This window comes from Tenacibaculum sp. 190130A14a (genome assembly GCF_964048965.1).
Classification (GTDB): Bacteria; Bacteroidota; Bacteroidia; order Flavobacteriales; family Flavobacteriaceae; genus Polaribacter; species Polaribacter polynesiense.
Genome location: NZ_OZ040189.1, coordinates 3,555,063 through 3,581,982, shown reverse-complemented (window position 1 = coordinate 3,581,982; position 26,920 = coordinate 3,555,063). Strand labels below are relative to the sequence as shown.

General features: G+C 32.3%; 23 protein-coding genes. 8 read left to right on the top strand and 15 right to left on the bottom strand.

Annotated features, from left to right (window positions below; translation table 11 throughout):
• Positions 1-198 precede the first annotated feature (198 nt).
• Positions 199-1,452, top strand: coding sequence for a hypothetical protein (locus ABNT22_RS16665; protein WP_348714005.1), 1,254 nt, complete (start codon positions 199-201; stop codon positions 1,450-1,452).
• A 1,201-nt stretch (positions 1,453-2,653) separates the two neighbouring features.
• Here the strand turns inward: ABNT22_RS16665 and ABNT22_RS16660 are convergent.
• Genes ABNT22_RS16660 through ABNT22_RS16640 form a run of 5 tightly spaced genes read right to left on the bottom strand, consistent with a single transcriptional unit; the run spans position 2,654 to position 6,971 of the window.
• A complete protein-coding gene (locus ABNT22_RS16660; RefSeq protein WP_348714007.1) occupies positions 2,654-3,466 on the bottom strand; it encodes a DNA/RNA non-specific endonuclease in 813 nt (270 codons plus the stop codon).
• On the bottom strand, positions 3,466-3,909 hold the full coding sequence (locus ABNT22_RS16655; protein ID WP_348714010.1) for an acyl-CoA thioesterase: 444 nt from the start codon (positions 3,907-3,909) through the stop codon (positions 3,466-3,468). Before ABNT22_RS16655 ends, ABNT22_RS16660 begins: the two co-directional genes overlap by 1 nt.
• A gap of 26 nt (positions 3,910-3,935) precedes the next feature.
• Positions 3,936-5,000, bottom strand: coding sequence for an ABC transporter permease (locus ABNT22_RS16650; protein WP_348714012.1), 1,065 nt, complete (start codon positions 4,998-5,000; stop codon positions 3,936-3,938).
• Positions 4,993-6,255: a mechanosensitive ion channel family protein gene (locus ABNT22_RS16645; protein WP_348714014.1), complete on the bottom strand. Its 1,263-nt coding sequence runs from the start codon at positions 6,253-6,255 to the stop codon at positions 4,993-4,995. Before ABNT22_RS16645 ends, ABNT22_RS16650 begins: the two co-directional genes overlap by 8 nt.
• Before the next feature lie 5 nt (positions 6,256-6,260).
• Positions 6,261-6,971, bottom strand: a complete 711-nt coding sequence (locus tag ABNT22_RS16640; protein WP_348714016.1) for a queuosine precursor transporter — start codon at positions 6,969-6,971, stop codon at positions 6,261-6,263.
• Positions 6,972-7,031: 60 nt separating this feature from the next.
• Between ABNT22_RS16640 and fabD the strand changes: the two genes are divergently transcribed.
• Positions 7,032-7,913, top strand: coding sequence for an ACP S-malonyltransferase (gene fabD / locus ABNT22_RS16635; protein ID WP_348714018.1), 882 nt, complete (start codon positions 7,032-7,034; stop codon positions 7,911-7,913).
• 60 nt (positions 7,914-7,973) lie between these two features.
• Here fabD and ABNT22_RS16630 read toward each other — a convergent pair whose 3' ends face one another.
• The 3 genes from ABNT22_RS16630 to ABNT22_RS16620 form a co-directional block, all read right to left on the bottom strand.
• Positions 7,974-10,811 carry a pitrilysin family protein gene (locus ABNT22_RS16630; protein ID WP_348714020.1) on the bottom strand — a complete coding sequence of 946 codons (2,838 nt, stop codon included), beginning with the start codon at positions 10,809-10,811 and terminating at the stop codon, positions 7,974-7,976.
• Positions 10,812-10,897: 86 nt separating this feature from the next.
• Complete coding sequence (gene galE, locus ABNT22_RS16625; protein WP_348714022.1) at positions 10,898-11,905, bottom strand: UDP-glucose 4-epimerase GalE; 1,008 nt, start codon at positions 11,903-11,905, stop codon at positions 10,898-10,900.
• A gap of 37 nt (positions 11,906-11,942) precedes the next feature.
• Complete coding sequence (locus tag ABNT22_RS16620; RefSeq protein WP_348714024.1) at positions 11,943-13,070, bottom strand: DegT/DnrJ/EryC1/StrS family aminotransferase; 1,128 nt, start codon at positions 13,068-13,070, stop codon at positions 11,943-11,945.
• A 64-nt stretch (positions 13,071-13,134) separates the two neighbouring features.
• On the opposite strand from ABNT22_RS16620, the gene ABNT22_RS16615 reads away from it, so the two are divergent.
• Positions 13,135-15,516: a penicillin acylase family protein gene (locus ABNT22_RS16615; RefSeq protein ID WP_348714026.1), complete on the top strand. Its 2,382-nt coding sequence runs from the start codon at positions 13,135-13,137 to the stop codon at positions 15,514-15,516.
• Positions 15,517-15,595: 79 nt separating this feature from the next.
• On the opposite strand, the gene ABNT22_RS16610 is transcribed toward ABNT22_RS16615, so the two are convergent.
• From ABNT22_RS16610 to ABNT22_RS16580, 7 genes are read right to left on the bottom strand one after another with little or no spacing between them, the layout of a single operon-like run.
• The gene (locus tag ABNT22_RS16610) at positions 15,596-16,228 is read right to left on the bottom strand and encodes a hypothetical protein (RefSeq protein ID WP_348714028.1); all 633 of its coding nucleotides are present in this window, start codon (positions 16,226-16,228) and stop codon (positions 15,596-15,598) included.
• 29 nt (positions 16,229-16,257) lie between these two features.
• Positions 16,258-16,992: a nitroreductase family protein gene (locus ABNT22_RS16605; protein WP_348714030.1), complete on the bottom strand. Its 735-nt coding sequence runs from the start codon at positions 16,990-16,992 to the stop codon at positions 16,258-16,260.
• Positions 16,993-17,029: 37 nt separating this feature from the next.
• Complete coding sequence (locus ABNT22_RS16600) at positions 17,030-18,403, bottom strand: aldehyde dehydrogenase (RefSeq protein ID WP_348714032.1); 1,374 nt, start codon at positions 18,401-18,403, stop codon at positions 17,030-17,032.
• Positions 18,403-19,434: an alkane 1-monooxygenase gene (locus ABNT22_RS16595; protein WP_348714034.1), complete on the bottom strand. Its 1,032-nt coding sequence runs from the start codon at positions 19,432-19,434 to the stop codon at positions 18,403-18,405. Before ABNT22_RS16595 ends, ABNT22_RS16600 begins: the two co-directional genes overlap by 1 nt.
• A 28-nt stretch (positions 19,435-19,462) precedes the next feature.
• Positions 19,463-20,149 (bottom strand): RluA family pseudouridine synthase, encoded by a 687-nt coding sequence (locus tag ABNT22_RS16590; RefSeq protein ID WP_348714036.1) that lies wholly within the window; start codon positions 20,147-20,149, stop codon positions 19,463-19,465.
• A gap of 6 nt (positions 20,150-20,155) precedes the next feature.
• On the bottom strand, positions 20,156-20,767 hold the full coding sequence (gene yihA, locus ABNT22_RS16585) for a ribosome biogenesis GTP-binding protein YihA/YsxC (protein ID WP_348714039.1): 612 nt from the start codon (positions 20,765-20,767) through the stop codon (positions 20,156-20,158).
• A gap of 18 nt (positions 20,768-20,785) precedes the next feature.
• Positions 20,786-21,550, bottom strand: coding sequence for an alpha/beta hydrolase (locus tag ABNT22_RS16580; protein ID WP_348714041.1), 765 nt, complete (start codon positions 21,548-21,550; stop codon positions 20,786-20,788).
• Positions 21,551-21,754: 204 nt separating this feature from the next.
• On the opposite strand from ABNT22_RS16580, the gene ABNT22_RS16575 reads away from it, so the two are divergent.
• Genes ABNT22_RS16575 through ABNT22_RS16555 form a run of 5 tightly spaced genes read left to right on the top strand, consistent with a single transcriptional unit; the run spans position 21,755 to position 26,920 of the window.
• Positions 21,755-22,222 carry a division/cell wall cluster transcriptional repressor MraZ gene (locus ABNT22_RS16575; RefSeq protein ID WP_348714043.1) on the top strand — a complete coding sequence of 156 codons (468 nt, stop codon included), beginning with the start codon at positions 21,755-21,757 and terminating at the stop codon, positions 22,220-22,222.
• Positions 22,209-23,108: a 16S rRNA (cytosine(1402)-N(4))-methyltransferase RsmH gene (rsmH, locus tag ABNT22_RS16570; RefSeq protein WP_348714045.1), complete on the top strand. Its 900-nt coding sequence runs from the start codon at positions 22,209-22,211 to the stop codon at positions 23,106-23,108. The genes ABNT22_RS16575 and rsmH overlap by 14 nt, the downstream gene beginning before the upstream one ends.
• The gene (locus ABNT22_RS16565; protein ID WP_348714047.1) at positions 23,101-23,433 is read left to right on the top strand and encodes an FtsL-like putative cell division protein; all 333 of its coding nucleotides are present in this window, start codon (positions 23,101-23,103) and stop codon (positions 23,431-23,433) included. The genes rsmH and ABNT22_RS16565 overlap by 8 nt, the downstream gene beginning before the upstream one ends.
• Before the next feature lie 7 nt (positions 23,434-23,440).
• The gene (locus tag ABNT22_RS16560) at positions 23,441-25,453 is read left to right on the top strand and encodes a penicillin-binding protein (protein ID WP_348714049.1); all 2,013 of its coding nucleotides are present in this window, start codon (positions 23,441-23,443) and stop codon (positions 25,451-25,453) included.
• Complete coding sequence (locus ABNT22_RS16555) at positions 25,454-26,920, top strand: UDP-N-acetylmuramoyl-L-alanyl-D-glutamate--2,6-diaminopimelate ligase (protein ID WP_348714051.1); 1,467 nt, start codon at positions 25,454-25,456, stop codon at positions 26,918-26,920. It begins immediately after the preceding gene.

The following is a 26,920-nucleotide window of genomic DNA, read 5'->3' as shown; positions in this document are numbered from 1 at the left end:
AATTAGAGTTTTGTAAGGAAGAGTTAAGAGGCTTAGCTTTAGTAATTTTAATATATTTAATAATTAATTATTGTCTTAAATGTGATAAGGTTTTAGAACAAAATTTTATCATAAAAATCTATCCATGACAGTTTTACCTTTAAATTTTGATGAATGATTTCGAGTAATTTTGAATTTAAAACAGTCTTAATCCTTTTTTTGAGTTTAGTTAGTGCAAGACAATTTGCACAGACCAAAATTATAAAGTTTGGAGATGAATGGAAATATTATGATAGAAAAGAACCTCCAGAAAGTGGTTGGGAAAACTCTAGTAGAATTACTTCATCTTGGAATATAGGTAGCGCTAGTTTTGGTTATGGAAATAAACAAATTGTAACAAATATAAGCTATGGGGATGATCCTAAAAATAAAATAACTACAACCTATTTTACCAAAAGTTTTACTATTGATGATCCTTATAAATATGTGTTATATAGGATACAAATAGAAAAAGATGACGGTATGGTTTTATATCTTAATGGAAGAGAAATTTGTAGAAAAGATATGCCTTTAGGTAAAATAACACATGATACTAAAGCTTCAAGAGTAATTGTATCTGAAGAGGAGGAAGAATTTTTGCATACGGTCTTTTTATCACCTGAAGATTTAAATGCTGGAAGTAATATTGTTAGTGTTTCTGTACATCAAGGACAAAGAATTTCTATGGATTTGTTTTTTGATTTAGAGTTTGTTGGGAGTAATGATGTTGAAATGTTTCGTTTTTTGGCAAAAGAAAGAACAATAAAAAATTTGAACTTAAGTATAAAATTAAAAGACATTCAATACCAACAAGATTACGAAAAAATAATTTTTGAAAAAGAATTGCTAAAACAAAAAAACAGTAGTTATAAGGTTTACCTAACTGTGGCGCTAGTTTTATTTTTTGTAACTGTTTTGGGATTGATACAAGTTTGGAAGATTTATAGAGTAAAAAACTCTGAATTAATAAGTGTGAACCTTTCGTTAAAGGGGCAAAATCAAATAAAAGGAGCAGAGATGATAAACATTTCCTTAAATGCTTTAAATAATAAACAACTTTTAAAAAATATCAAGAAAGATTTAGAAGAAAGTTTGAAAGAGAGTGGTCTTGCAACCTTGAAAAGAGAAGTGAATAAAGTTATAAATGTTATTAGTTATAATATCGATTCTACGGAAGATTGGGAAAATTTAAAAAAGCATTTTAATGTAGTACATTCTGGTTACGTAGACAAATTAACAGAATTGCACCCTTCATTAACAGATGTTGAATTAAGGCACTGCATCTTTATAAAATTACATATGCAAACAAAGGAAATAGCTAATATTTTACATATAGATCCACGATCAGTACAATCATCTAGATATAGAATAAAAAAGAAAATGGGATTAGACGAAAGTATAAACTTAAAAGAGTATCTCATTAGTATCTCATAAAAAGTAAAATTCTTGTTTTTTTAGTTGCTCCTTTTGAGTTTTTTGAAACTCATGATTATCGGACCAAGAGATTTATCTCTTGGTCCTTTTTTCTGGTATTTGATATCATAAATATATTAGTAAATATTAAGTTACTCAGTGTGAAATATTTGTTGGGTGTTGAAAAAAACTGAATTAACAACTTTAGGAATATGACATTAGATTTTGAGGTGCTTTTTTAAAATTGTTAGAAGCTGTAGATTGTATTATATAAAAAGAGGGTTAGATGTAGTTTTATAGTAGGAGTAAATCTTTGTTTTATTCTGTTAAGTCCCATATTTGTTAAAGCAAGTTCTTGGCTTTTCGGCTTCAATTTTGAAAACTATAGATAGGACATATTGATTAATTTAAGATAGGGTAGTAGTTAGCTTTTTTAATCCTTAATGAAAATTTGTAGTATTCTATTAACTATTAAGAAATGAATAAATAGGTTGAAGAATGAAAGGTAAAGAATGACTAATATTAAGTTGGGTGGAGAGCGGTGGACAAGGAACTGATAAATTAACAAGACAGTACAGGAGAGAGTTGGATTGTTAATTTTGATGTTCCTTTTTTATTGATTAACATGAAGCCAATTTCTTATAAAATGAGAAAATTAACCCAAAAAATATGAGCAAGTATCGTTTGTTAGAAAAAATAGTTTTCCAAAGGCTTTATAATCGTAAAGCAGTAGAAAAATCTATAAAAAAAATAGTATGATGTAGTTAAGTAGTAGTTCTTGATGATGTTTTTTCAATTAAAGTATAGACTTTTATACCTGTGAAATTTAACTAACCAAAGTGAAGACAGAATCTTTTTTAGAATTGTAAAAAAGGTAATAACTATGAAAAATTTGCAATAATTTTATTTAAAGAAAAAGTATTTATACAGGTTTTAATATGTATAATTATTTGAAATTAGTTATGCTAGAAAAGGGAAAATTGCTTTTTGTAATTCTTTCAAAGAAAAGTTTAATCGTTTGTTAAATACGCAGGTGAACACTGGTGTTTTTATGATTGGTAGAGTAGCAGCTATCAGTTTCCTCTTTTAAATGCCAGTGCCACCCTTTTTAGAGTTTGACATGAGTTTACCTCTTTTATTTCTTTATTTTTCAAGAATCTTACTGTGCTGGAAGAGAAGTTTTGAGTTTATGTGGTATGTTATCGTTAGTTAATAATTGTTGCTATCTAAAGCTCCAATTTTTATAACTTGTATTAGCCTCCAATTGGTTTTCAATATTGTCTGGTAAACTAGGGAAAAAATCAATTCCTGTTTTTTGTTCTAGTTCATCAATAGAAACAACGAACTCATATAACGGTTTATTACTTTCTCTGTGAGGCATTAAAAAGGCAATTGCTTTTATTTCGGGTTCTGTATAATCCAATAAAACCTTATAAAAATACTTAGGAACAGCAACACGATCTTTACCAATGGTTCTTAAATTCTTTTCGAGAATACCACCAGTAACTACATACAAATGATTGTATTTCTTAGCCCAGTATCGAGTCTTTTGCTCTAGTTTGTTCCAAATTCCTGCGTTAAATTGGTGATTTTGAGGAGAAACATTAGAGGTGTAGAATGTTTCGTCGTGAGCCTTTTTAGAATACCTTTTGTCACCAGCAGGACACAAGTGACCTTTATCATAACCAGAGTTTTTAAAATTTCTCCAATCTGCAGATTTTGTTTTCACTTTTGGATCTACTACAAAAAATGGACGTTTATGATTGATATATACAATATCGTTTTTGTGTAAGGAATAAGCAACCCACTCCGCTTGTTCGTATTGTTCATTATAGGATAACTGATATCCTTTATGTTTAATTATTGCTCCAGTGGTTGAGGTAGGCAAATAGTTAAACACTTTTGGAGTACTATTTGTGGAACTCTCTTCAGTCGATTGTACATGATTAGTCCTTTCTTCTCTTTGTTGAAGCCAATAACCAATAATCAATACAAGTAGTGTTACAATAGCTTTTATTTTCCTTGAGTTACTCATTAGCTTTTGAGAATAATTTCTTTAAAATCTTCGGTTTTTTCAACCTTGTCAAAAATCGTTTGGAATTTTGTTGGAGGAACCGTTAGTTTACGTTTTACTAAGTCTAACCAAGCTCCATAAACTGTGATGATAGCAGATAATTTTCCTTCTTCATTAAAAACTTCATGTTGTATTTTCCAACGTTCACCTTTACTAGATAATCCAATAACTTTTAAATTTACAGAGATATCTGTTCCCATATGTATTTCACGTAAAAACTTTGTGTTTTCTTCAAATAAAATAGGTCCTGTTTTTTCTTTTGTGAAATCTTGAATTGTAATGTTGTGCTCTTTAAAGAAACGTAAACGAACTTCAGCAGCATAATCGTTATAAGCAGTGTGACGCATATGTATATTGGCATCGAAATCTGCCCATCTTGTAGTAAATTTAACAGTAAAACTCATAAAATATTTTTCGACAAAAGTACAAATTAGGCCTTAACATCTAAAGTATCTCTTAGAGTATTACCTAATAGCATAAAAGCCATAACCAAACTCATAATGGCCAATCCAGGGATTAGTGCTAAAAAGGGTTTGCCTAAAATGATATAGTTATAGTGGTTTTTAATCATAGCTCCCCAAGAGGGTGTTGGTGGTTGTGCTCCGATACCTAGAAAGCTTAGACCACTTTCAATTAAAATTGCCGCAGCAAAATTAGCGGCTGAAATTACAATGATAGGAGCCCAAATATTTGGGAGTATATGTTTGAAAATAATTCTAAAATCGGAAAACCCTAAAGCTTTGGCTGCCTCAACATATTGTTGTTGTTTGGTGGTAATTACTTGCCCACGAACAACACGAGCTACTTCAACCCACATAGTAAGTCCTACAGCGATAAAAACTTGCCAAAATCCTTTGCCTAAGGCTAAGGTAATAGCAATAACAAGTAACAAAGTTGGTATTGACCAAGTAATGTTTATGAACCACATGATTACATTGTCAATTTTACCTTCAAAATAACCTGCAATAGCTCCGATAGGAATTCCAATGATTAGTGAAATAAAAACGGCAATAAAGCCTATGAAAAATGAAATTCTGGCACCTATTAATAAACGACTGAGTAAATCCCGTCCGTATTTATCGGTTCCAAACCAAAAAGTTTTTAATTCAATATGTTCAGCATAAGCAATTGGAAACTCTTTAGGTAAGCCATCTGAATATTTTATGATTTCTAAGGTGTTATTTTTAGTATTGAACGACTTGATAGGTATTTCGGTAGTTGTATTTTGTTTACCGTTTATAAAAATTGAAAACCAAGATTGTTGAATAGGATTTTCATTGGGAATAGATAACATTTGAACAGAAAAACCGGGTGCTTTAGAATGAATTTCTAAATGCATTTGATTGGCAGAATTACTATTGTCTGGAGCTAATACATAACAAAAAACAGCAATGAATCCACAGAAAATTATGAACCAAAAACTAGCTAAACCAGTTTTACTTTGTTTAAATTTCTGAATGGCAATTTGCCATAATGATGTCGCATTTTTATTCAATATGGTTCTTTTTAAGGGTTAAAAAATCCTTACCAGAAGGAGCTTCAAAAACTTCTAAGTTAAAGAAAGGAACACTTGCTAAGATATGATCAAAAATATCTGCCATAATTCTTTCATATATACTCCATTCTTTTTCACTGCTAAAAGCGTATACCTCCAAAGGGATGCCATGAATAGTGGGCTCTAATTGACGCGTCATAAATAAGAGCTCTTTATTAATTTTTGGGTGAGTTTTTAAATACTCGTCAATATAAATTCTAAAAACACCAAAATTGGTTAGGTTACGACCATTAATTAATAGTGTTTTATCTATGTTGTTAGCTTGGTTGTATTTATCAATTTCAATATCTCTTTCTATGATGTATTCAGTAATAAGCGAGATCTTTTTTAGATTGTTGATTTCTTCATCATTCAAAAAATGGATACTATTAATTTTTATAAAAATAGCACGTTTCATTCTCCTACCTCCAGAAGCGCTCATGGCTCTCCAGTTTTTAAAGGAATCTGAAATTAGAGAATAGGTAGGGATACTGGTTACAGTATTATCAAAGTTTTTTACTATTACCGAAGTTAAATTTATTTCAGTAACGTTTCCATCAGCACCGTACTTAGACATCGTTATCCAATCATTTAAGCGAACAGTATCATTTACAGAAATTTGAATACTCGCAACAAAACCTAAAATGGTGTCTTTAAAGATTAACAATAGTACAGCAGAAAAAGCTCCAAGAGCGGTAAAAAATCTAACTAATGATTTATCGGTAATAATTGAGAAAGAAATAAGTAACCCAATCATCCAAAGCAATACCATAAAAATTTGGGTATAGCTTTCTAAAGGTTTGTCTTTAAATGATGTAAAAGTTCTTAAAAAATCTTTGATGCTAAGTAGTATACTTCTAATAAACCAAATGCTCATGAATACAATTAAAAGAGAACAAAGAATCTTAGCATATTTATATATCCACGGAAAATCTATTAAAATATCATGTAAGAAAGTATAAATTAAAACGAGTACAATGATTCTAGAAATATTGAGAAAAACTAAGTTTTTTATAAGAATATCATCAAATTGAGTTTTGGTTTTACTCGCTATTTTATGAATTAATCGGCTTCCAAAATGTCGTAAGGTTTTAAATATAATAAACCCTAAAACCGCTATAAAAATGAAGTTGCTAAACACATTTAAATAGATGGCTATTTCATCTGGGATAGACAAAGTATCTTTGTAAAAATTGTAAAAAAATCTACCTAACATTTTTTTTAAGAATCAAAATTATGAATTTCTTCACCTGCTTTTAAATTGAATTTTCTTCTAAAGGCATAAACTAAAACATATAGTACTGGCGTATCAATAGCAGCAATAAAAATTTTAAAGATTACACCACTTATTAAAAGACCTCCAAATTTATCCCAAGAAATAATTTCAAAGGAGCACAATAGTAACAATACGGTTAATGTATCTATAAACTGTGAAGCAAAAGTAGAAAAGTTATTACGAAGCCATAAATGTTTTCCTTTTGTAAAGTTTTTCCAGAAATGATAAATTCTAATATCTATAAACTGAGCGAATAAATAAGCCATCATTGAAGCTAAAACAGCTAAGGGAGTTGCTCCAAATACAAGGTTAAAAGTATTGTCGTTAACAGGAGACCATTCAGTTGCTGGTGCATATTTTCCAACATAAATAATTCCTAATGAAAATAGTGACGCGAAAATTCCCGCAATAACTACTTGATTGGCCTTTTTTCTACCATAAATTTCAGATAATACATCTGTAATTAAAAAAGTGATAGGATAAGGTAGTAAACCTACTGAAATTTCAAATAGCTTCACATTTAGTACTTCTATATTAAAAGGATACCAGTAAAAAAACTTCTGAAAAATAAGATTGGAAGTAACTAAAGAAGCAATGAAAAGTGCTGCTAAAATTAGGTAAATCAGTTGTGCCTGCGATTTCTGTTGTGACGTCATAAAACGAAGATAGTAATTTTAAAAATTGTATGTTTGCAGCGTTAAACAAACAACAAAAAAATGAAAGCATATATTTTTCCAGGTCAAGGGGCACAGTTTACAGGAATGGGATTAGATTTATATGAAAATTCTCCATTAGCTCAAGAACTATTTGAAAAAGCAAACGATATATTAGGTTTTAGCATTACAGATGTAATGTTTGAAGGAACTGCAGAAGAGTTAAAACAAACAAAAGTAACACAACCAGCTATTTTCTTACACTCCGTAATTTTAGCAAAAGTATTAGGAGATGATTTTAAGCCAGAAATGGTTGCAGGCCACTCATTAGGAGAGTTGTCAGCATTAGTAGCAAATGGAGTTTTATCTTTTGAAGATGGGTTAACTTTGGTTTCTAAGCGTGCTATGGCAATGCAAAAAGCTTGTGAAATGCAACCTTCTACAATGGCGGCAGTTTTAGGTTTAGAAGATGCGATTGTTGAAGAGGTATGTGAATCAATCGATGGTGTAGTTGTTGCGGCAAATTATAACTGTCCTGGTCAATTAGTAATTTCAGGAGAGATTGAGGCTGTAGAAAAAGCATGTGAAGTTTTAACCGAGAAAGGAGCTAGAAGAGCATTGTTATTACCAGTTGGAGGAGCATTTCATTCACCAATGATGGAACCAGCTCGTGAAGAATTGGCAAAAGCAATTGAAGAAACTACATTTAATGAACCAACTTGTCCAGTGTATCAAAATGTAGCAGCTAAGGCAGTAACAAATCCTACCGAAATTAAAGAAAACTTGATAGCACAATTAACAGCTCCAGTAAAATGGACGCAATGTGTACAAGCTATGATTGCTGATGGTGGAACTGAATTTGTTGAAGTAGGGCCAGGTAAAGTATTACAAGGTTTAATGAGAAAAATTGATAGAAGCGTTTCAGCTAGTGGAGCTGCTTTATAATTTGTTTAGAATAATATCAAAAAAAATGCTCGCTTTTGGCGAGCATTTTTTTGTTGTCTGTTATTGTTTTAGTTTTTCTTGAAGTTTGTTAAGAATGACAGGTTCTCCAAAACCTAAATCTTTCATTCTTTTTAGTTGGGTTTCTGCATCTCCAACTACTAACCAAATCATTTTGTTTGGATTCACATACTTCTCCGTTAATTCTTTGATTCTCGTGATGGTCATGTCTTTTACAATTTGTTCACGACTTTTCACGTAATCTGAATCTAATCCGTAAGTACTTATGTTTTCTAACATTCTTAATTTAGCTCCCATGGTTTCAAAAGCTCTTGTATTACTTTTAATTAAGAATCCTTTTGTTGTAGCCAAATCTTTTTCAGAGTAATTCTTTCCATAATTATCTAAAATTTGCTTTACCAATTGTGAAGCTTCCAAAGTTACATTACTTCTAACTCCACTAGAAATGGTAAAAGCTCCTTTTTCTTTAGAACCAGAAAAACTAGATCTAATACCATAGGTATATCCTTTTCCTTCTCTTAATTGTTGAGTTAACTGAGAAGCAAAACCACCACCACCTAAAATGTAGTTCATAACAGTAGCTGGATAATAATCAGGGTCGTTAAATGCTAAAGCTGGAGCTCCGAATCGTAATTGCGATTGTTTAGCATTAGGAATATCGTAAAAATATACGGTTGCTTTTTCAGGAACCTCTGGAGTTTTATATACAGGAATAACAACTTCTTTAGCTTTCCATTTGGAAGTTAAATCGTTTAGAGAGTTGATTACTTTTTCTTTACTAATATCTCCAACTACATGCATCTTAGTTACAGAAGGTGAAATGTTTTTTTCGTAGTAGTTTTTCAAATCGTCAATTGTGATGGCATTGATAGAAGCAATAGTTCCGAGAATGTTTTTAGATCTGATATTATCTTTTCCGAAAATCAATTCGTTGTATGCATTATTGGCAACTGATCTTGGACTAGCTTCTTGAGAGCGTATGTTTGTAATGGCTCTTTTCTTCAGTAATTCAAATTCTGTAGTATCCCACCTAGGTTCTAGCAACATTTCTTTTGCCAAGGCTAGCGTAGCGTCGTAGTTTTTAGCTAAAGTAGTTCCACTAATACGAATGTTCTCTTTACCAGCAAAAATGTTTATACTTGCTCCTAATTGCGCTATTTCATCTTCTAATTGACCAACAGTTTTGTTTTTAGTTCCTTTTTCCATTAGATCTGCTGTTAAGTTAGCAACTCCTAACTTGTCCATGCTTTCTAATAATTGTCCACCATCAATAACTATATTGAATTGAACTAACGGAACTTCGTCGTTTTCAATACCATATATTTTTAACCCATTTTCTAAATTGTTTTCCCAAACTTCAGGAACTTTTACTAAAGGGGTAGGACCGTATGGTGGTTCTATTGAACGATCAAAACTTGAAGGCGTTTTTTCATATGTCGCAGTAACTGAAGTGTCAAAAGATTCTTCTGCTCCAATGACTATTTTTTCCTCTTTAACTTCTGCTTCAACTGAGTTTTCTAAAGCAAGTTGTTTTTCATTTCTAGGGACAAAACTCGTAGCAATAAAATTTTTCCCTTTTATGTATTTGTTATACACATTCATAACATCAGCTGTAGTTACTGCTAAGGTGTTATTAATGTCTTCGGTAACAAATCCAGGATTACCAGTATATGTATTATAAGAAGCTAAACGAGTTCCTTTTCCTAATACACTAGAAAGTCCGCGATAAAAATCTGTTTCTAAGCCAGCTTTAATACGATCTAAGTCTTTTTGAGGAATACCGTTTTTTTCAAAATCAGCAAAAGCTACATCAATTCCTTTTTTAACTTCATCTAATTTAGTGTTACTAAAAGCTCTAACAATTAATTGAACTTGTCCAGCTATTTCAGAACTGAAATTAAACATAGAAGTTCCTGATGTTAACTTTAAATTATCGACAAGTACTTTGTTTAAAGGAGCCTTTTTGCCGGTAGAAAGATATTCAGTTAAAATATCAAGGGCATAGGAATCTTTATGATATTGTTCAACGGTAGGCCAAGTTAATGTTAGCTCTGGTAAGCGAGCAAAATTATCTTCATAATATAAAAATTCTGTTTCTTTAACTACTCCAGGACGTTTTTCAACTTTTGCAACTTCTTGTCCTTTTGGAATTTCGTCAAAATATTTGTGTACCCATTTTTTTGCTTGATCAATATCAAAGTCTCCCGATAATACTAAGGTAGAGTTGTTTGGAACGTACCACTTTTTAAAAAAGTTTTTAACATCATCTAAAGTAGCGTTTTGTAAGTCTTCCAATGAACCAATTACTTGCCAATTATAAGGATGATCTTTTGGGTATAAATGCTTTCCAATTACATATTGTCTATGTCCATAAGGACTGTTGTCAACTCTTTGTCTTTTTTCATTCTTTACAACCTGTTTTTCTTTAGCTAAAACAGGGTCAGTAACTGTATTGATAAACCACCCTAATTTATCGGCTTCAGCCCAAATCATTTTTTCTAAGGCGTCATTTGGAACTGTTTGTAGGTAGTTTGTACGATCTCGAGAGGTAGAACCATTGGCTCCCGATCCTCCAATTCTAGCACTCATTTTATCTAGCCCTCCTTTTCCAAGGTTTTCTGATTCTAAAAATAACAAGTGTTCAAATAAATGCGCAAAACCCGTACGTCCTTCTATTTCTCTTGCTGAACCAACGTGAACCATAAGTTCAACAGCAACAACAGGGTCAGATTTATCAACATGAAAAACAACATCTAAACCATTGTCTAGTGTTATTTTTTCATAATCAATTTTTAAACCTTTTTTTTGAGGTTTTTCTATCGATTTACTACAGGATACAAATGCAAGTAGTACAGCTGATAATAGTATATTTTTAATCATGGTTATAATGTATTTATCAAACCATGAAATTACTAAAACTGTAAATTTTAGAAATGCTAAATAAATGTTAAATATTCATTTTCAGCTTATTGAGACTCTTGCCATTTCCAAGCGGAAAGTAAGGCTTCATCTAAGCTTTTTTCTGTTTTCCAGTTCAGTTCTTTATTGGCTATTGTAGTGTCTGCATAGGCAGAAGTAATGTCTCCAGCTCTTCTACCAACAACTTTATAGTTTAGTTTTTGATTTGTAACCTTTTCAAAAGAGTTAATAATGTCTAAAACAGAGCTTCCTTTTCCAGTACCAACATTAAAAAACTCAAAGTTGTTCTTGTTTTTTTTGTCAAGTAAACGTTGCAAGGCCGCAATATGTGCTTTAGCTAAGTCAACTACATGAATATAATCTCTTATGGCAGTACCATCTGGAGTAGGGTAATCATCTCCAAAAACAGAAAGTTGTTCACGAATACCTGCTGCAGTTTGTGTTACAAAAGGAATTAAGTTTTGAGGAACACCTAATGGAAGTTCTCCGATTTTTACAGAGTCATGTGCTCCAATTGGATTAAAATAGCGTAAAGCAATAGCGTTTATATTGTGAGCGCTACAAGCTTCTTTTATAATTTCTTCACCAATTTGTTTTGTATTACCATATGGAGATTCTGCAGGTTTAGTCGGTGCATTTTCAGTAATTGGTAATTCATCAGCTTGTCCATATACAGTACAAGAAGAACTAAAAATAAAATTGTCAAGTTTTCTATTTCGAATTTCCTGTAGTAAATACACAAGGCTACCAATGTTGTTTTCGTAATAATCTAACGGATTTTCTACACTCTCTCCTACAGCTTTAAATGCAGCAAAGTGAATAATTCCATCAATAACATTCTCATTAAAGAAGGTATGAACGTCTTGTTTATTACGCAAATCTAATTGGTGAAAATCAGGTTTAACTCCTGTTATTTCAGTGATTTTTTCTAAAACTTCAATTCTTGAATTAGATAAATCATCAATAATTATAACATTAAATCCTTCTTTTTGTAACTCAACAACAGTGTGAGAACCAATAAAACCTAAACCTCCGGTAACTAATATTCTTTTCATTTTATATAGCTGAGCTCAGTAAAAACTGAGCTCGTTTTTATTTTATAAAGTTATTTATAGTGCTGGTAATAAATGTTAATTGCTCCTCGTCTAACTCTGTATGCATTGGTAATGAAATAACTTCATCAATTAATTGATTGGTAATTTCAAAATCAGCTTCATTATATCGCTCATCTTGATACGCTTTTTGTTTATGAAGAGGAACAGGATAATATATTGCATTAGGAATATTATTATCTAATAAATGTTTGTGTAATTCATCACGCTTACCGTTGGTGATTTTTAGAGTGTATTGATGAAAAACATGTGTGGTAAAAACACTTATTGCTGGAGTTACGATGTAAGGGTTGGTAGAAAAAGCTTCAGTGTAATACATGGCAGCTTTTCTACGAGCCTCACAATATGAATCTAATAAAGGCAATTTTGCTTTTAACACAGCGGCCTGAATAGAATCTAAACGAGAATTTACACCTACTACATCATGATAATAACGCTTATACATTCCGTGATTTACCATTCCTCTTAAGGTATGAGCTAATTCATCATCATTGGTGAAAATTGCTCCACCATCACCATAGCAACCTAAGTTTTTAGAAGGGAAAAAAGAAGTGGTTCCAACATTTCCCATAGTTCCTGCTTTCTTTTTGGTTCCATCAGAGAAGGTATAGTCAGCACCAATAGCTTGTGCATTATCTTCAATTACAAATAAATTATGCTCTTTGGCTACTTCTAAAACAGCTTCCATGTTGGCACATTGTCCAAATAAATGAACAGGAACAATTGCTTTTGTTCTTGGTGTAATCGCCTTTTTTAAAGCTTCAATATCCATGTTAAACGTATCTGGCTCAACATCAACTAATACAGGTGTTAAGTTTAATAAACCAATAACCTCAACGGTTGCTGCAAAAGTGAAATCTACAGTAATAACTTCATCTCCTGGTTGCAAACCAAGGCCCATCATTGCAATTTGCAAAGCATCAGTTCCGTTAGCACAAGGAATTACATGTTTTACTCCAAGGTAATTTTCTAAATCAGCTTGGAACTCTTTAACATAAGGTCCGTTTATATATGCAGAAGAGTTTAATACTTCTTGAATTGAGTTATCAACTGTTTCTTTTATATGTTGGTATTGACTTTGTAAGTCAACCATTTGAATTTTTCTCATGGTCTAAAATTTAGCAGTTCAAAAATACGACATAATTCCGTTATATTTGAAGAAAAACGAACAGATGCGAATATTAAAAAAGCTTATCAAAATACTTTTGGGTGTATTAATTTTGTTAGCTGTAGCTGGATGGATTATTTCAAAAGTAATGCAACCTACTTATAATGGAAAACTCGAGCTTGCGAACTTGTCTGAAAAAGTAACTGTACATTTTGATGAAATTGGAGTTCCACATATCAATGCCAAAAATCAAAAAGATGCCTATACGGCGTTAGGTTATGTGCATGCTCAAGATCGACTTTGGCAAATGGAATTGATACGACGTATATCGGCTGGACGTTTAGCAGAAGTTTTTGGAAAGGATTTGGTGCGTGTGGATCAGTTTTTCTCCGGATTAGGAATTGAAGAAGCTGCAGCTAGAACTATTCGAAATTTAGACAAAAATTCTCAAGCTTATCAGTTGACTGAAGCTTATCTAAATGGGATTAATCAATTTATACAAGAAGGAACTACTCCTTTAGAGTTTTACTTGGTGGGAGTACAAAAGGAAAAGTATACGATAGAAGATGTATACAATGTTTTTGGGTATATGGCTTTTAGTTTTGCTATTGCTCATAAAACAGACCCTATGTTAACAGAAATTAAAGAGAAATTGGGAGAAGCTTACTTTAATGAATTAAATGGAGCGACTTCAGAAAATTTAACATTAATTAAAAACTCAAAACCGTCTAAGTTAAAAGCAGATTTTACCAAAGCAATTAATTTGGTTATGGAAAAGCTTCCAGTATCTCCTTTTATAGGAAGTAATTCATGGGTTTTAGCTCCGGAGAAAACAAAAGAAGGAAAAGTGATTTTTGCAAACGACCCACATATAGGGTTCTCTCAGCCTTCTGTTTGGTATCAAAGTCATATAAAAACGCCAAATTATGAGATGTACGGATTTAACCTTGCGCTTACACCATTTCCATTATTAGGGCATAACAGAGGTTATGCTTACGGTATGACAATGTTTGAGAATGATGACATTGATTTTTATTATGAAGAAAATAATCCAAATAACCCTTTAGAATATAAAACTTCGACAGGATTTGAAAAATATCAACTCCTAGATAAACAGATTAAAGTTAAAGGAGAAAAGGATACAGTATACCAAGTAAAAGTGAGCAAGCATGGACCAATTATGAATGGTTTAATTGAGTTTATAGATGACGAGCGTCCAATAGCGATGCAATGGATTTATACAAAGTTAGAAAATAAATTATTAGATGTTTCTTATGAAATGTCTCATGCCAATTCATTGGAAGAGTTTAAACAAGCGGCTTCCAAAATACATGCTCCAGGATTAAATATAATGTATGGTGATGCGCAAGATAACATAGCATGGTTTGCGTCAGCGAAATTGTATAAATATCGTGATAGTTTAAATACTAAAATCATATTAGATGGTGCTTCAGGTGAGGATGAGATTCAGGAATACTTGTCTTTTGAAGATAACCCCCAAGCAATTAATCCATCATGGAATTATGTGTATTCAGCAAATAATCAACCTGATTCTATTGTAGGGATGTTGTATCCAGGGTATTATTTGCCGGAAGATAGGGCAAGAAGAATTGAAAATTTATTAGATACTAAAAGTAATTTTACAAAAGAAGAAATGTCTGAAATGATTTATGATGTGACTTCACCAATTGTTCCTGAGATTAGTAGGAACTTGTTAAAAAGTATAGACAAGAGCCAACTAACCGCTAGTGAGAAAAAAGCAATGCATATCCTTAGAAACTGGGAAGGGTATTATGGAAAAGAAGAGATTGCTCCAGTAATATATACACGTTTATGGTATGAATTTGTGAAAAATACATTTAAAGATGAAATGGGAGAAGCCTTTAATCAGTTTGTAAATACCCCTTTTGAAGAAAAAGTAGTAGCCAGTCAAGTAAAAAAAGAAACATCTATTTGGTGGGATGATGTTACTACTGATAATAAAGAAACCAAAAGAGATATTGTAACCAAATCTTTTCAAGAAGCAATTCGATTTTTACAAAAACAATTAGGAGAAAATGTTGATAATTGGTATTGGAAAAGAGTAACAACTGTTGAATATGAGCATGCCATAGGTAAAGCAGGTGGATTGTTACGGAAGTTTTTTAATGTTGGACCTTTTGAAACCGTTGGAGGTGATCAGGTAATCAATAATCAGATTTATAAAATTGATAGTACTGGATATTACAAAATACATTCTGGTCCGTCTACACGTAGAATTGTTGATTTTTCAGATGTAGAAAATAGCATTGCCATTCTTCCAACAGGACAATCTGGAAATGTATTTAGCTCATATTATAAAGACCAAGCAGAAAAATATGTAAAAGGAGAATTTGTAAAAATGAAATTGAATCAAAAAGAAATTGAGCAATCTGAAAATAGGTTAGAATTCCTTCCAAAGAAGTAGTTCTTAGGTAAATATATTCTGTTTGAAAAAAAAATGAAGCAATTAAATTTAATTGCTTCATTTTTTTTTAGAAAACTAGTTAATTATCTGGTGTTTTTATGATTGGTAAATTATCTGGTTTTTTGAAGATATTATCATCTAATTTTTTTCTTTCAATATTAATCAATTCTAAATAGGTTTTTCCTTTGGATGTTTCGGAAATAGAAATAATTGAAAGCGCTCCATCTGTAATTTTAGTAAAAAAATTCCATAATCCCATTTTATGGTTCTCGTAGTTTTTAGGGGCTACTTTTAAGTTCCGATTGAAATAATATTGATGAAAACCAAGGTTAGTTTTGACTTCTAATAGTTCACATTTATATCCTAAAATAGTTTTATCGGTCTTTTTTAACTTATGGGAGATTACCACTTCTTCTTCTTCGTTTGTTTTCATAAACATTAAAGCATTAACTCCGTTCATTTTAGTGAAAATAGTATCTTTTCCTTCGTGATAACTGACTATGTTGAGGAGTCCGTTCATTTCAGATTTATACTTTTTGCCTTTTAAATAAAAGGTTTGTATATTACCTATATACTGTTTAGATTCTTCTTCAGACATTTCTCCATTATTGTCTGTTATTGAAATTTTAAACTTAAGAATGCCTTCGAAATTTTCTTGAGAAAAAGAAGTTTTGACAATAATGAATAATAATAAAGTAAGTATGTTTTTCATAGCTTATAAATTTTTTGTGCGCAAAAATATTATATTTCTTTGTAAATATCTTCAAAAGGAATCCTAAAACGATCTCCATATACACCTTCTGGTTTTCTAATACCACACGAAACAATCATATTTACTTCAGCTCCAAAAGGCAATCCTAGTAAACGTTTTACTCTCCAGGTATCAGAACCTTCCATTGGACAAGTATCATATCCTTCAGCGGCCATAGATAACATGAATGTTTGAGCAGCTAATCCACAAGTTTTATGCGCAACAATACGCATATCACTATTACGAACTTCTCTATAAATAGGCCTGAACAACCCAGTAATTAAAATCATTAGATATTTTAACCATCCTACAATTCCAAAGAAATCGAAGTAAGCAAACGGAATCACTTTCCCGTAATAGTTACGAGCTACTTTTTCTCTACTACTCCATTCAGATTTTGGGTTGTTTTTACCAAACACCTTATCCATAAAGGCCAAATTAGCTTTAGCCCGTTTACGCCATAAGTCTTTTCGAACTACAAAAACGACCAATTGTTGTGCTGTTCTAGCTGCATTCTGATTAAAACACATTGGAGCAATTTTTTTAATCGTCTCTTTGTTTGTAATATGATAAAATTCCCACAGTTGCATGTTGCTACTAGTTGGAGCTAAACTTGCTTGTTCTAAACATTTTTTAACAATAGCACTATCAATAGGTTTTTCAGAGTCATAAACTCTTACTGAACGACGATAATTGATAGCTTCTGATACAGTTTTTTCGTTCATTTCGGTTGGGTTCTAAGATCTTTAAAAGAGAAAGGAATTACCCTAACTTCATTAATGTTTTCAATTGTTTTAGTTTTCCTTTATAAGGAGCATAACGCGTTGGAATATCTAACCAGGTTCCTCGGGTAACTACACCTTTTTTATGAGAAAAAGCATCAAAGGTTTGTTTACCATGATAACCTCCAATTCCACTTTCACCAACGCCTCCAAAAGGTAATCTATGGTTTGCAAAATGAACGGTAGTATCATTGATAGTTCCTCCGCCAAAAGAATAACGTTTAATTATTTTTTTTGCAAAAGAGCTTTTATTGGTGAATACATATAAAGCAAGTGGTTTATCGTATCTTGAAGTAATGTTTTCGATGTCTTGCTCAGTTTCATAGGAAATCATTGGAAATATAGGTCCGAAAATTTCTCCTTTCATTACCTCGCTGTCTAAACTAGGCTCATCAATAAGAGTAGGTGAAATATAACAATCATCTCTATCCGTTTGTCCACCGATAACACAGTTTTCATTTTCAAGCATAAGTGCCAAGCGATCAAAATTTCTAGTGTTTACAATTCTTGGAAAATCTTCTGAAGTTTTTGGGTTTTCCCCGTAAGCATTAACAATTTCTTCTTTAAAATGTGAAACAAATTTTTCTTTAACAGAGGAATGAATCAATAAATAATCAGGTGCAATGCAAGTTTGTCCACCATTTATAAATTTTCCCCAAACTAGTCGTTTAGCTGCTAGTTTAATATTGGCTGTTTCATCAACAATACATGGGCTTTTTCCTCCCAATTCTAAAGTGACAGGAGTGAGATGTTCTGCTGCAGCTTTGGCAACAATTTTTCCAACCGGAACACTTCCCGTAAAGAAAATATAATCCCATCGTTGTGCTAATAACTCCTGAGCAACTGGTACACCACCTTCTACTACTGAAACATGCTGTTGGTCAAATACAGTTTCAATAATTTCTTTGGTAATAGCGCTGGTGTTTGGTGTTAATTCTGAAGGTTTTAAAACTACCGTATTTCCAGCCGCAATTGCTCCTATTATTGGAGCAAAAGCCAATTGATAAGGGTAGTTCCATGGAGCAATAATTAGTACAGTTCCATAAGGTTCTTTGTAGATTTTCGCTGCAGATGGAAAATTTAACATAGATGGCAAAACACGCTTTGGTTTACTCCATGCATGAATATTTTTAATAGCCATTTTTAGTTCAGCAATTACAATGGACGTTTCTGTCATAACTGCTTCATATTCCGATTTCTTAAAATCGTTATGTAATGCTTTTACAATCGCTTCTTCTCTTTTAATAAGCTCTTTTAAGAGTTTTTTCAAAGTGTTTTTTCTAAAGGAAACATCTTTTGTTTGTTGAGAAGAGAAAAATTGTCTTTGACTTGCAATTAGTTCAGGGATATTCATTATAAATCTTGAAGTTTTTTGTTCATTAATTTAAACCATATTGGTGGAAAAAGTGCTACGAGCATCATACCTGGATACCCTGTTGGCATTTGTGGGCTTTCAGGTAGTGATTTTAATAATTGGTAGTGTTTGCTTCCATTATAGTGATGGTCGGAATGACGAGATAGATTAAACAACATAATTTTACCTACCACATGATCAGAGTTCCAAGAGTGGGTTCTCTTTACACGTTCGTATCTTCCATGTTTATTTTTTTTACGTAGTAATCCGTAATGTTCTATGTAATTGACTGTTTCTAATAGTAATATTCCAAAAATAGAGGCAGCTACAAATGCAATCAACGCCTGTATTCCGAATAAAAAGAAAATTCCACCTAAAAGGATAAGATTACAAAAGGTGTAAACTAACATTCTATTTTGAATATGAAACCAAGTTCTATCAGAATTTTTTAAACGGTTATTTTCAGCTTCCCAAGCTTGGTAATAGCTTTGAAAATGGGAGCGAATCCAAAACAAATATAAAACTTCATTTTTTCTAGCGGTTGCTGCATCTTTAGGAGTAGCTACATTGAAATGGTGTCCAGCATTGTGGTAAGGTAGGAAGTGTGTGTTTAATGAAGTAAGTAATAAAATTTCTCCCAATAATTCATCAAACCTATTGTTTCTATGTCCTAATTCATGTCCTACATTAATTCCAATGACACCACACATTAAACCCATTGCGGATATACGTCCTAGATATTCTAAGGTAGTTAACTCGACATTTTGAAACATGATTAAAAACCATCCTAAAAAAAAGAGTTGTACTGGTAATGTTAAATATAGAATATAGGTATATAGTTTGTTCGCTTTTTCAATTTCTTCTTGGTCTTTATCAAAATTGTCTTTGTCCGGATTGAAAAACAATTCGAGCAATGGAACAAATCCAAAAAACGTAATAATGGGTAAAATGGTTAACCAGCCAGATGAGGTGAATGATATATATACCGTTATAGGAAGGATTAAAATGGAGAGATATTTTAAGGCTTTCATTTACTTGAAATTTGCTTAAAGATACAAATTACAAGCAAGCATCCCAAATAGGGTCTTTAGGTGTTGGAGCTGTTATTTTTAGTAACTCTTTACTAACAGGGTGTGTAAATTCTATTTTTCTAGCATGTAAGTGAATACTTCCATCTTTATTGCTTCTTTTGGCTCCATATTTTAAATCACCTTTAATAGTTGATCCGATATTAGAAAGTTGCACTCTAATTTGATGATGACGCCCTGTTTCTAAATCAATTTCTAGCAAAGAGTAGTTATCTAGCTTTTTTAAAACTTGATAATGAAGGACTGCTTTTTTACTTCCATCAACTTCTTTATTGTAAGCTGTAGATTTGTTGTTTTTTGGGTTTTTCTTTAAGAAGTTGATTAAGGTGTCTGTACTTTTCTTAGGTTGATTTTTAACTACTGCCCAATATGTTTTTTGTACGGCTTTTTCACGAAGCATTTTGTTTAAACGCTCCAAAGCTTTTGAGGTTCTCGCATAAATAACAACGCCCGAAGTTGGTCTGTCTAACCTGTGAACTGTCCCTAGAAATACATTTCCAGGTTTGTTGTATTTTTCTTTGATATATTCTTTAGTAACATCTAAAAGAGGTTTGTCACCTGTTTTATCTCCTTGAACAATATCGCCAGCACGCTTATTGACAACAATAATATGATTGTCTTCGTGTAAAACTTGAAGGTTACTTTTGGTAGAGTGCATTAAAAATTATTTAAAATTCTCAGCAACATCTTCGTTTACTTGATCAATAAAATTTAAAAACTCATCACGTCCCATTCCTGTAGTTGATGAGGTAACAAAGTTCATAGGAAGTTCTTCCCAATAATTTAACAACTTCTTCTTATAAGAGGTGATTTGTTTGTTAAGTTTAGAACTCCCTAATTTATCAGCCTTTGTGAAAACAATACAAAAAGGAATTTGGTTTTCACCTAAGAACTGCATGAATTCTAAATCTATTTTTTGAGGATCATGACGAGAATCAATTAAAACAAAAGTACATACTAATTGTTCTCTTTCTTTAAAGTAGTTTTCAATAAAAAACTGAAAAATTTGACGTTTCTTTTTCGAAACTTTAGCGTAACCATAACCAGGTAAGTCAACTAAAAACCAATTATTATTAATTTTAAAATGGTTTATCAATTGTGTTTTACCAGGTTTACCAGAAGTTTTAGCTAGGTCTTTACGCTCCATTAACATGTTTATTAATGAAGATTTTCCAACATTAGAACGACCAATAAAAGCATATTCAGGAATTCTGTCTTTTGGAGCCTTCATAACATTGCTGTTACTCATTATAAATTCAGCAGACTTAATCTTCATAATGTTAATATTGAGAAATTAAATGTTTCGGTTGGTAAACCAATCTTCAAGTAAATTGTTAAACTGATCAGGAGTTTCCATCATAGCGGCATGCCCGCATTTATCAATCCAAAATAAATCTGAATCTGGTAATAGTTTATGAAAATCCTCTGCTACTTCAGGAGGTGTAACGGTATCTTGTTTACCCCAAATTAAACATGTAGGAATAGCTAAGTTAGGTAAATCTTTAGCCATATTGTGTCTAACAGCACTTTTCGCAATAGCTAATGTTTTTACAAGAGTATTTCTGTCGTTAATAACTTCATAAACCTGGTCAAATAGTTCATCTGTAGCTATTGCAGGATCATAAAAAACTTCTTCAATTTTTTTACGAACAAAATCTTTATCTCCTCTTCTTGGGTAATTATTTCCCATTGAATTTTCGTACAATCCAGAGCTTCCTGTAAGAACTAATGAAGCTACATCTTCTGGATATTGCTTTGAATAATATAAAGCAATATGTCCTCCTAAAGAATTACCTAAAAGAACAACGTCTTTAAGGTTTTTATGTTCTATAAAATCATGTAAGAATTTAGCTAAATTCTTAACGTTTGTTTTAAGTAGAGGTAAGGTGTATAAAGGTAATTCAGGTATAAAAACTCTGTATCCCTTTTTTGAAAAATGATTAAAAGTTTCGTCAAAATTACTTAAAGCACCCATCAATCCATGTAGTACAATTATGGGTCTTCCTTCACCAGCTTCTGCGTATGTAAATTTGCCTTCTGTTTTTAAAAATTCAGTCATTATTTGATTGGTTTGACTTAACGACAAATGTAATTCTTTTTTATTACATATCACTTGTAAATTTTTTATTGGTGTTTTTGATTTGGAACGCTCAGAGAGTCAGTTTTTTAGCTTGAGGGTTAAAACTTATTAACAAAGTGGTAAAAAGTGGTAAAAAGTGGGTAAAAATTTATATTTTTGAAAATGGAACCATAAAATGTCTTGGTGTTAAACTTAATTGGAACATATGAATGTAAAGCTGATGCTAAAGGGAGGGTGATGTTTTCATCTGCTCTTAAAAAGCAGTTGGCTCCTGTGTTGCAAGAAGGGTTTGTGATTAAGAGAGCAGTTTTTCAACCTTGTTTGGAATTATATCCAATGAAAGAGTGGAATGTGATGATGGAAAAGATTGGGAAGCTGAATCGTTTTGTGAAAAAAAACAATGATTTTATTCGAAGGTTTACGGCAGGAGTTAAGATGGTTGAGTTAGATGGTTCGGGAAGACTGTTGATACCAAAAGATTTATGTCAGTTTGCTAGTATAGAAAAGCAAGTGGTGTTGTCATCTTCTGTGAATATCGTTGAGATTTGGGATAAAGATCAGTATGAAAAAGCAATTGACGATGCTGCGTTGGATTTTGCTGATTTAGCTGAAGAAGTAATGGGAAATTTAGATGTAGATGAATTATCATAGTCCAGTATTATTGAAAGAAAGTGTAGATGCACTTAATATTAAGCAAGATGGAGTGTATGTAGATGTTACTTTTGGAGGTGGCGGACATTCACGAGAGATATTAAGTAGGTTGGGTGAGAATGGAAGGTTGTTCGCTTTTGATCAAGATCCTGATGCTTGGCAGAATTCAATTGAAGATGATCGATTTGTGTTGATTCAGGAGAATTTTAGATATATAGCTCGGTTTTTGAAGTTTCATGGAGTGAAGAAGGTAGATGGAGTTTTGGCTGATTTGGGAGTTTCTTCTCATCAGTTTGATGCTGCAGAAAGAGGTTTTTCAATTCGGTTTGATGGTGAGTTAGATATGAGAATGGATCAAAAAGCAGTGTTGTCAGCGAAGGAAGTTGTAAATACATATGAAGAAGAAGCGTTGGCTGATGTGTTGTATTTGTATGGAGAGCTGAGGAATTCAAGAGTTTTGGCGAGAACCATAGTTTCTGCTAGGAAAGATAAGAAAATAGAAACTAGTTTTCAGTTAAAGGAGGTGTTGAAGAGGTTTCTTCCGAAAGCTAAAGAGCATAAGATTTTGGCTCAGATATTTCAAGCTTTAAGGATTGAAGTGAATCAAGAGCTAGAGGTGTTGAAAGAGTTTTTGCAGCAGATTCCAGATTTATTAACTTCTGAAGGTAGGTTGAGTGTGATATCATATCATTCTTTAGAGGATCGCTTAGTGAAACATTTTATTAGAACAGGATTGTTTTCTGGTGAGCCTGAAAAAGATTTTTTTGGAAATGTAGATGTTCCTTTAAAGAAGATAGGGAAGCTTATTATTCCTAATGATCAAGAGATAAAGGAAAATAATAGGGCTAGAAGTGCAAAGCTTAGAATAGCAACGTTAAATGAATAAAAGGTTAAGAACAAATATTTACGATGTATTAAAAGGTCGGTTTTTAACAGATGAGTCGTCTTTTAAAAATTGGCGCTTAATTGTTTTTATAGTTGGGTTGTTGTTAATTATGATTACAAGTGCTCATAGAGCTGATCAAAAAGTATTGTTAATAGCTGAGTTGAATAAAAAGAAAAGAGAGTTGAACGCTGAATTTATTGATACTGGTACTCAGTTGACACGGATGAAGTTAGAGTCAACAGTAAGAAGGCAGGTTAAGAGCAAAGGTTTAACACCGCCAAAGTCCCCACCCCAAAAAATAAGAGTAACATATACAAAAGAATAAAAAAGGAATGGTTGTAAAAAAAGGCATATTAAATAAACTCTATGTAGTAGTTGTTTTAATGACGCTTTCTTTTATGGTTGTTGTTTTTAAAATTTTCAATCTTCAGTATGTGCAAGGGGAAAAGTACCGAAAACTATCTGAAGAAAAGAATATAAAGAATGATACGATTTTTGCTAATCGTGGAAACGTTTATGCTGCTGATGGAAATTTATTAGCAACTTCAATGTCTAGATTTACAATTCGTATGGATGTAATGTCTGTAGCATCTGGTGTATTTGAACAAAATATTAGCGGATTGTCAAAAGAGTTATCTAATCTTCTTGGGAAGCCAACAAATTATTATCAACGTAAGTTAAGAGAAGCTAGAAATCGTAATAATAGGTATTTATTAATAGCTCGAAACATAGGTTATAATGACTATGTAAAAATGAAAAGCTTTCCAATATTTAAGTTGGGAGTTTTTAGAGGTGGTTTTATTGCTGAGCAAAAAACAGTTCGAGTACATCCTATAGGTAAGATAGCTGAGAGAACTATTGGTTATGATAATCATAGAGGAGGAGCGGGAATTGAAGGTGCTTTTGCTGAATATATGGAGGGTGAAAACGGATGGAGATTAAAACAAAAAATAGCAAAAGGACAGTGGAAGCCTATTAATGATGTAAATGAAAAAGAACCTATAGACGGGCATGATGTAATTACAACTATAGATGTGAATATTCAAGATATAACACATCACGCATTATTAAAACAGTTGGAATATTTTGAGGCAGACCATGGGTGTGCGGTAGTTATGGAGGTTGAAACAGGAGAAATAAGAGCAATTTCCAATCTGGGTAGAACCAAAGACGGTAAGTATTATGAGAAGAGGAATTATGCTGTTTGGGAAAGTCATGAGCCTGGGTCGACTTTTAAATTGGCTAGTATGATGGTGGCTTTAGAGGATAAAGTTGTGGATACTTCTACGGTTGTTGATTGTGAAAAAGGTAAAATATTTATCAATAATAGAAAGGTAGAAGACAGTAGAAGAGGTGGTCATGGTAAAATATCTTTAGGAAGAGTGTTTGAAGTGTCGTCGAATGTTGGTATTGTAAAAACAATTAGAAAGCATTATGATAAAAACCCTGAAAAATTCACTAATAAAATAAAATCATTTGGGTTAGATCAATTAACGGGGGTTAAAATAAAAGGAGAAGGAAAACCATTTATAAGAGATCCTAAAAGTAAGAGTTGGAGCCCTATTTCTTTAGAGTGGATGGCTTGGGGGTATGGTGTGCATTTAACTCCGTTGCAAACATTGGCATTTTATAATGCTGTTGCTAACGATGGCAAGTTGGTAAAACCGTTTTTTGTAAAAGAATTGAGAGCTGGGAATAAAATTGTAAAGAGCTTTGATACTGAGGTAGTAAAAGAAAAGATTGCTTCACAGGTTACTTTAGATAAGGTAAGAAAGGTGATGGAGAATGTTGTGATAAAGGGAACAGCTAAGAATATTTACTCTTCTAATTTCTCGATGGCTGGTAAAACAGGTACAGCTAAAAAATATATTCCTAGAACAAAGAATGATAAAGGAGAGTATGAAGGAGGTTATTATTCAAATCAACGATATGTCGGGTCTTTTGCAGGTTTCTTTCCAGCTAAAAACCCAAAGTATTCTTGTATTGTAGTAATTCACGATCCGAAGAAGGAAAAAGGATACTATGGTAATGTGGTAGCGGCTCCTGTATTTAAGGAGATAGCACAGAAAATATATACAAGTACACCAATAAATAATCAGTTGACTTCAGGTGAAAAGCTATATGCGTCAATTGATAAAAGTTATAATAACTATTACAGTAATTTAAGAAAGTATAAAACCATAATGCCAAGAGTTTTAGGAATGAGTGGCATGGATGCTATTGCTTTGTTAGAAAATATGGGGTTAAAAGTGAAGTTTTCAGGTATAGGAAAAGTTACAGAACAATCCATAGAAAATGGTGTTAAGGTTAAAAAAGGAGCAACGGTTTATTTAAAATTATCATAATTGAAGGTTTTAAAAGACATATTATATAAAGTACAAATAGATTCAATTGTTGGGTCTGTAGATGTTGGGGTCAAAACGATTCATTTTGATTCTAGAAAAGTAGAACAAGGAAGTCTTTTTGTTGCTCAGAAGGGAGTAACAGTAGATGGGCATAAGTTTATAGGTAAAGCGTTAGATTTAGGTGCAAGTGTAATTGTCTGTGAAGAAATTCCTGAAACAATTAAGGACGGAGTTACCTATGTGAAAGTTTACAGTTCAGATATTGCTTTAGCTATAATAGCAGCGAATTTCTTTGAAAACCCGTCCTCAAAATTAAAACTTGTAGGAGTTACTGGAACTAACGGTAAAACGACGATTGCTACGTTACTTTATCAGTTGTTTAAAAAGGCTGGTTATAAAGTAGGTTTATTGTCAACAGTTAAAGTGATGGTTGATGATATTGAATACAAAGCGACACATACTACACCTAATTCAGTAGCAATAAACCAGTACTTGAATGAGATGTTGCAAGAAGGTTGTGAGTATTGTTTTATGGAGGTGAGTTCACATGGAATTCATCAAAGTAGAACAGAAGGGTTGGAGTTTGCTGGAGGTATATTCACTAATTTATCACATGATCATTTAGATTATCATAGCTCATTTGCAGAGTATAGAGATGTTAAAAAATCGTTTTTCGATGCTTTGCCGAAATCGGCATTTGCTTTGACGAATCTTGATGATAAGAATGGGATGATCATGCTTCAAAATACCAAAGCAAAAAAACTTACATATGCGCTAAAAACAATTGCAGATTTTAAAGCGAAGGTACTTGAAAAACGTTTTTCAGGAACTTTACTTACTGTTAATAATGTAGAAGTTTGGACTAAGCTTATAGGGCAATTCAATGCGTATAATTTGTTGGCAATTTTCGGAACTGCTGAATTGCTAGGGTTAGAAAAGTTGGAAGTCTTAAGATTAGTGAGTGAGTTAGAGAGTGTAAGTGGTCGTTTTCAGTATACCGTTTCTGATAATAGTGTTACGGCAATAGTTGATTACGCGCACACTCCAGATGCATTAAAAAATGTTTTGGAAACAATAAATGACATTCGAACAGGAAATGAAAGTGTAATTACTGTAGTTGGATGCGGAGGAGATAGAGATAAAACCAAAAGGCCCAAAATGGCACATATAGCTAGTCATTTAAGTGGGCAGGTGATTTTCACATCAGATAACCCGAGAACAGAAGATCCACAGGTTATTTTGAATGAAATGGAGGAAGGAGTAGCGCCAGAAAACTATAAAAAGACACTGTCAATTTTAGATAGAAAACAAGCTATAAAAACAGCTTGTAAATTAGCTGATGAAGGAGATATAATTCTGATTGCAGGAAAAGGACATGAAAATTATCAAGAGATCAACGGAGAGCGTATGCATTTTGATGATTTTGAAGAAGTAACAGAGTGCTTTAATCAACTAAAAAACCAATAA

Bases quoted from the DNA above. Each gene is read 5' to 3' on its own strand.
- ABNT22_RS16660 (WP_348714007.1), bottom strand. From the start codon at position 3,466: ATGAGTAACTCAAGGAAAATAAAAGCTATTGTAACACTACTTGTATTG.
- ABNT22_RS16655 (WP_348714010.1), bottom strand. From the start codon at position 3,909: ATGAGTTTTACTGTTAAATTTACTACAAGATGGGCAGATTTCGATGCC.
- ABNT22_RS16645 (WP_348714014.1), bottom strand. From the start codon at position 6,255: ATGTTAGGTAGATTTTTTTACAATTTTTACAAAGATACTTTGTCTATC.
- ABNT22_RS16640 (WP_348714016.1), bottom strand. From the start codon at position 6,971: ATGACGTCACAACAGAAATCGCAGGCACAACTGATTTACCTAATTTTA.
- fabD (WP_348714018.1), top strand. From the start codon at position 7,032: ATGAAAGCATATATTTTTCCAGGTCAAGGGGCACAGTTTACAGGAATG.
- ABNT22_RS16630 (WP_348714020.1), bottom strand. From the start codon at position 10,811: ATGATTAAAAATATACTATTATCAGCTGTACTACTTGCATTTGTATCC.
- galE (WP_348714022.1), bottom strand. From the start codon at position 11,905: ATGAAAAGAATATTAGTTACCGGAGGTTTAGGTTTTATTGGTTCTCAC.
- ABNT22_RS16620 (WP_348714024.1), bottom strand. From the start codon at position 13,070: ATGAGAAAAATTCAAATGGTTGACTTACAAAGTCAATACCAACATATA.
- ABNT22_RS16615 (WP_348714026.1), top strand. From the start codon at position 13,135: ATGCGAATATTAAAAAAGCTTATCAAAATACTTTTGGGTGTATTAATT.
- ABNT22_RS16610 (WP_348714028.1), bottom strand. From the start codon at position 16,228: ATGAAAAACATACTTACTTTATTATTATTCATTATTGTCAAAACTTCT.
- ABNT22_RS16605 (WP_348714030.1), bottom strand. From the start codon at position 16,992: ATGAACGAAAAAACTGTATCAGAAGCTATCAATTATCGTCGTTCAGTA.
- ABNT22_RS16600 (WP_348714032.1), bottom strand. From the start codon at position 18,403: ATGAATATCCCTGAACTAATTGCAAGTCAAAGACAATTTTTCTCTTCT.
- ABNT22_RS16595 (WP_348714034.1), bottom strand. From the start codon at position 19,434: ATGAAAGCCTTAAAATATCTCTCCATTTTAATCCTTCCTATAACGGTA.
- ABNT22_RS16590 (WP_348714036.1), bottom strand. From the start codon at position 20,149: ATGCACTCTACCAAAAGTAACCTTCAAGTTTTACACGAAGACAATCAT.
- yihA (WP_348714039.1), bottom strand. From the start codon at position 20,767: ATGAAGATTAAGTCTGCTGAATTTATAATGAGTAACAGCAATGTTATG.
- ABNT22_RS16580 (WP_348714041.1), bottom strand. From the start codon at position 21,550: ATGACTGAATTTTTAAAAACAGAAGGCAAATTTACATACGCAGAAGCT.
- rsmH (WP_348714045.1), top strand. From the start codon at position 22,209: ATGAATTATCATAGTCCAGTATTATTGAAAGAAAGTGTAGATGCACTT.
- ABNT22_RS16565 (WP_348714047.1), top strand. From the start codon at position 23,101: ATGAATAAAAGGTTAAGAACAAATATTTACGATGTATTAAAAGGTCGG.
- ABNT22_RS16560 (WP_348714049.1), top strand. From the start codon at position 23,441: ATGGTTGTAAAAAAAGGCATATTAAATAAACTCTATGTAGTAGTTGTT.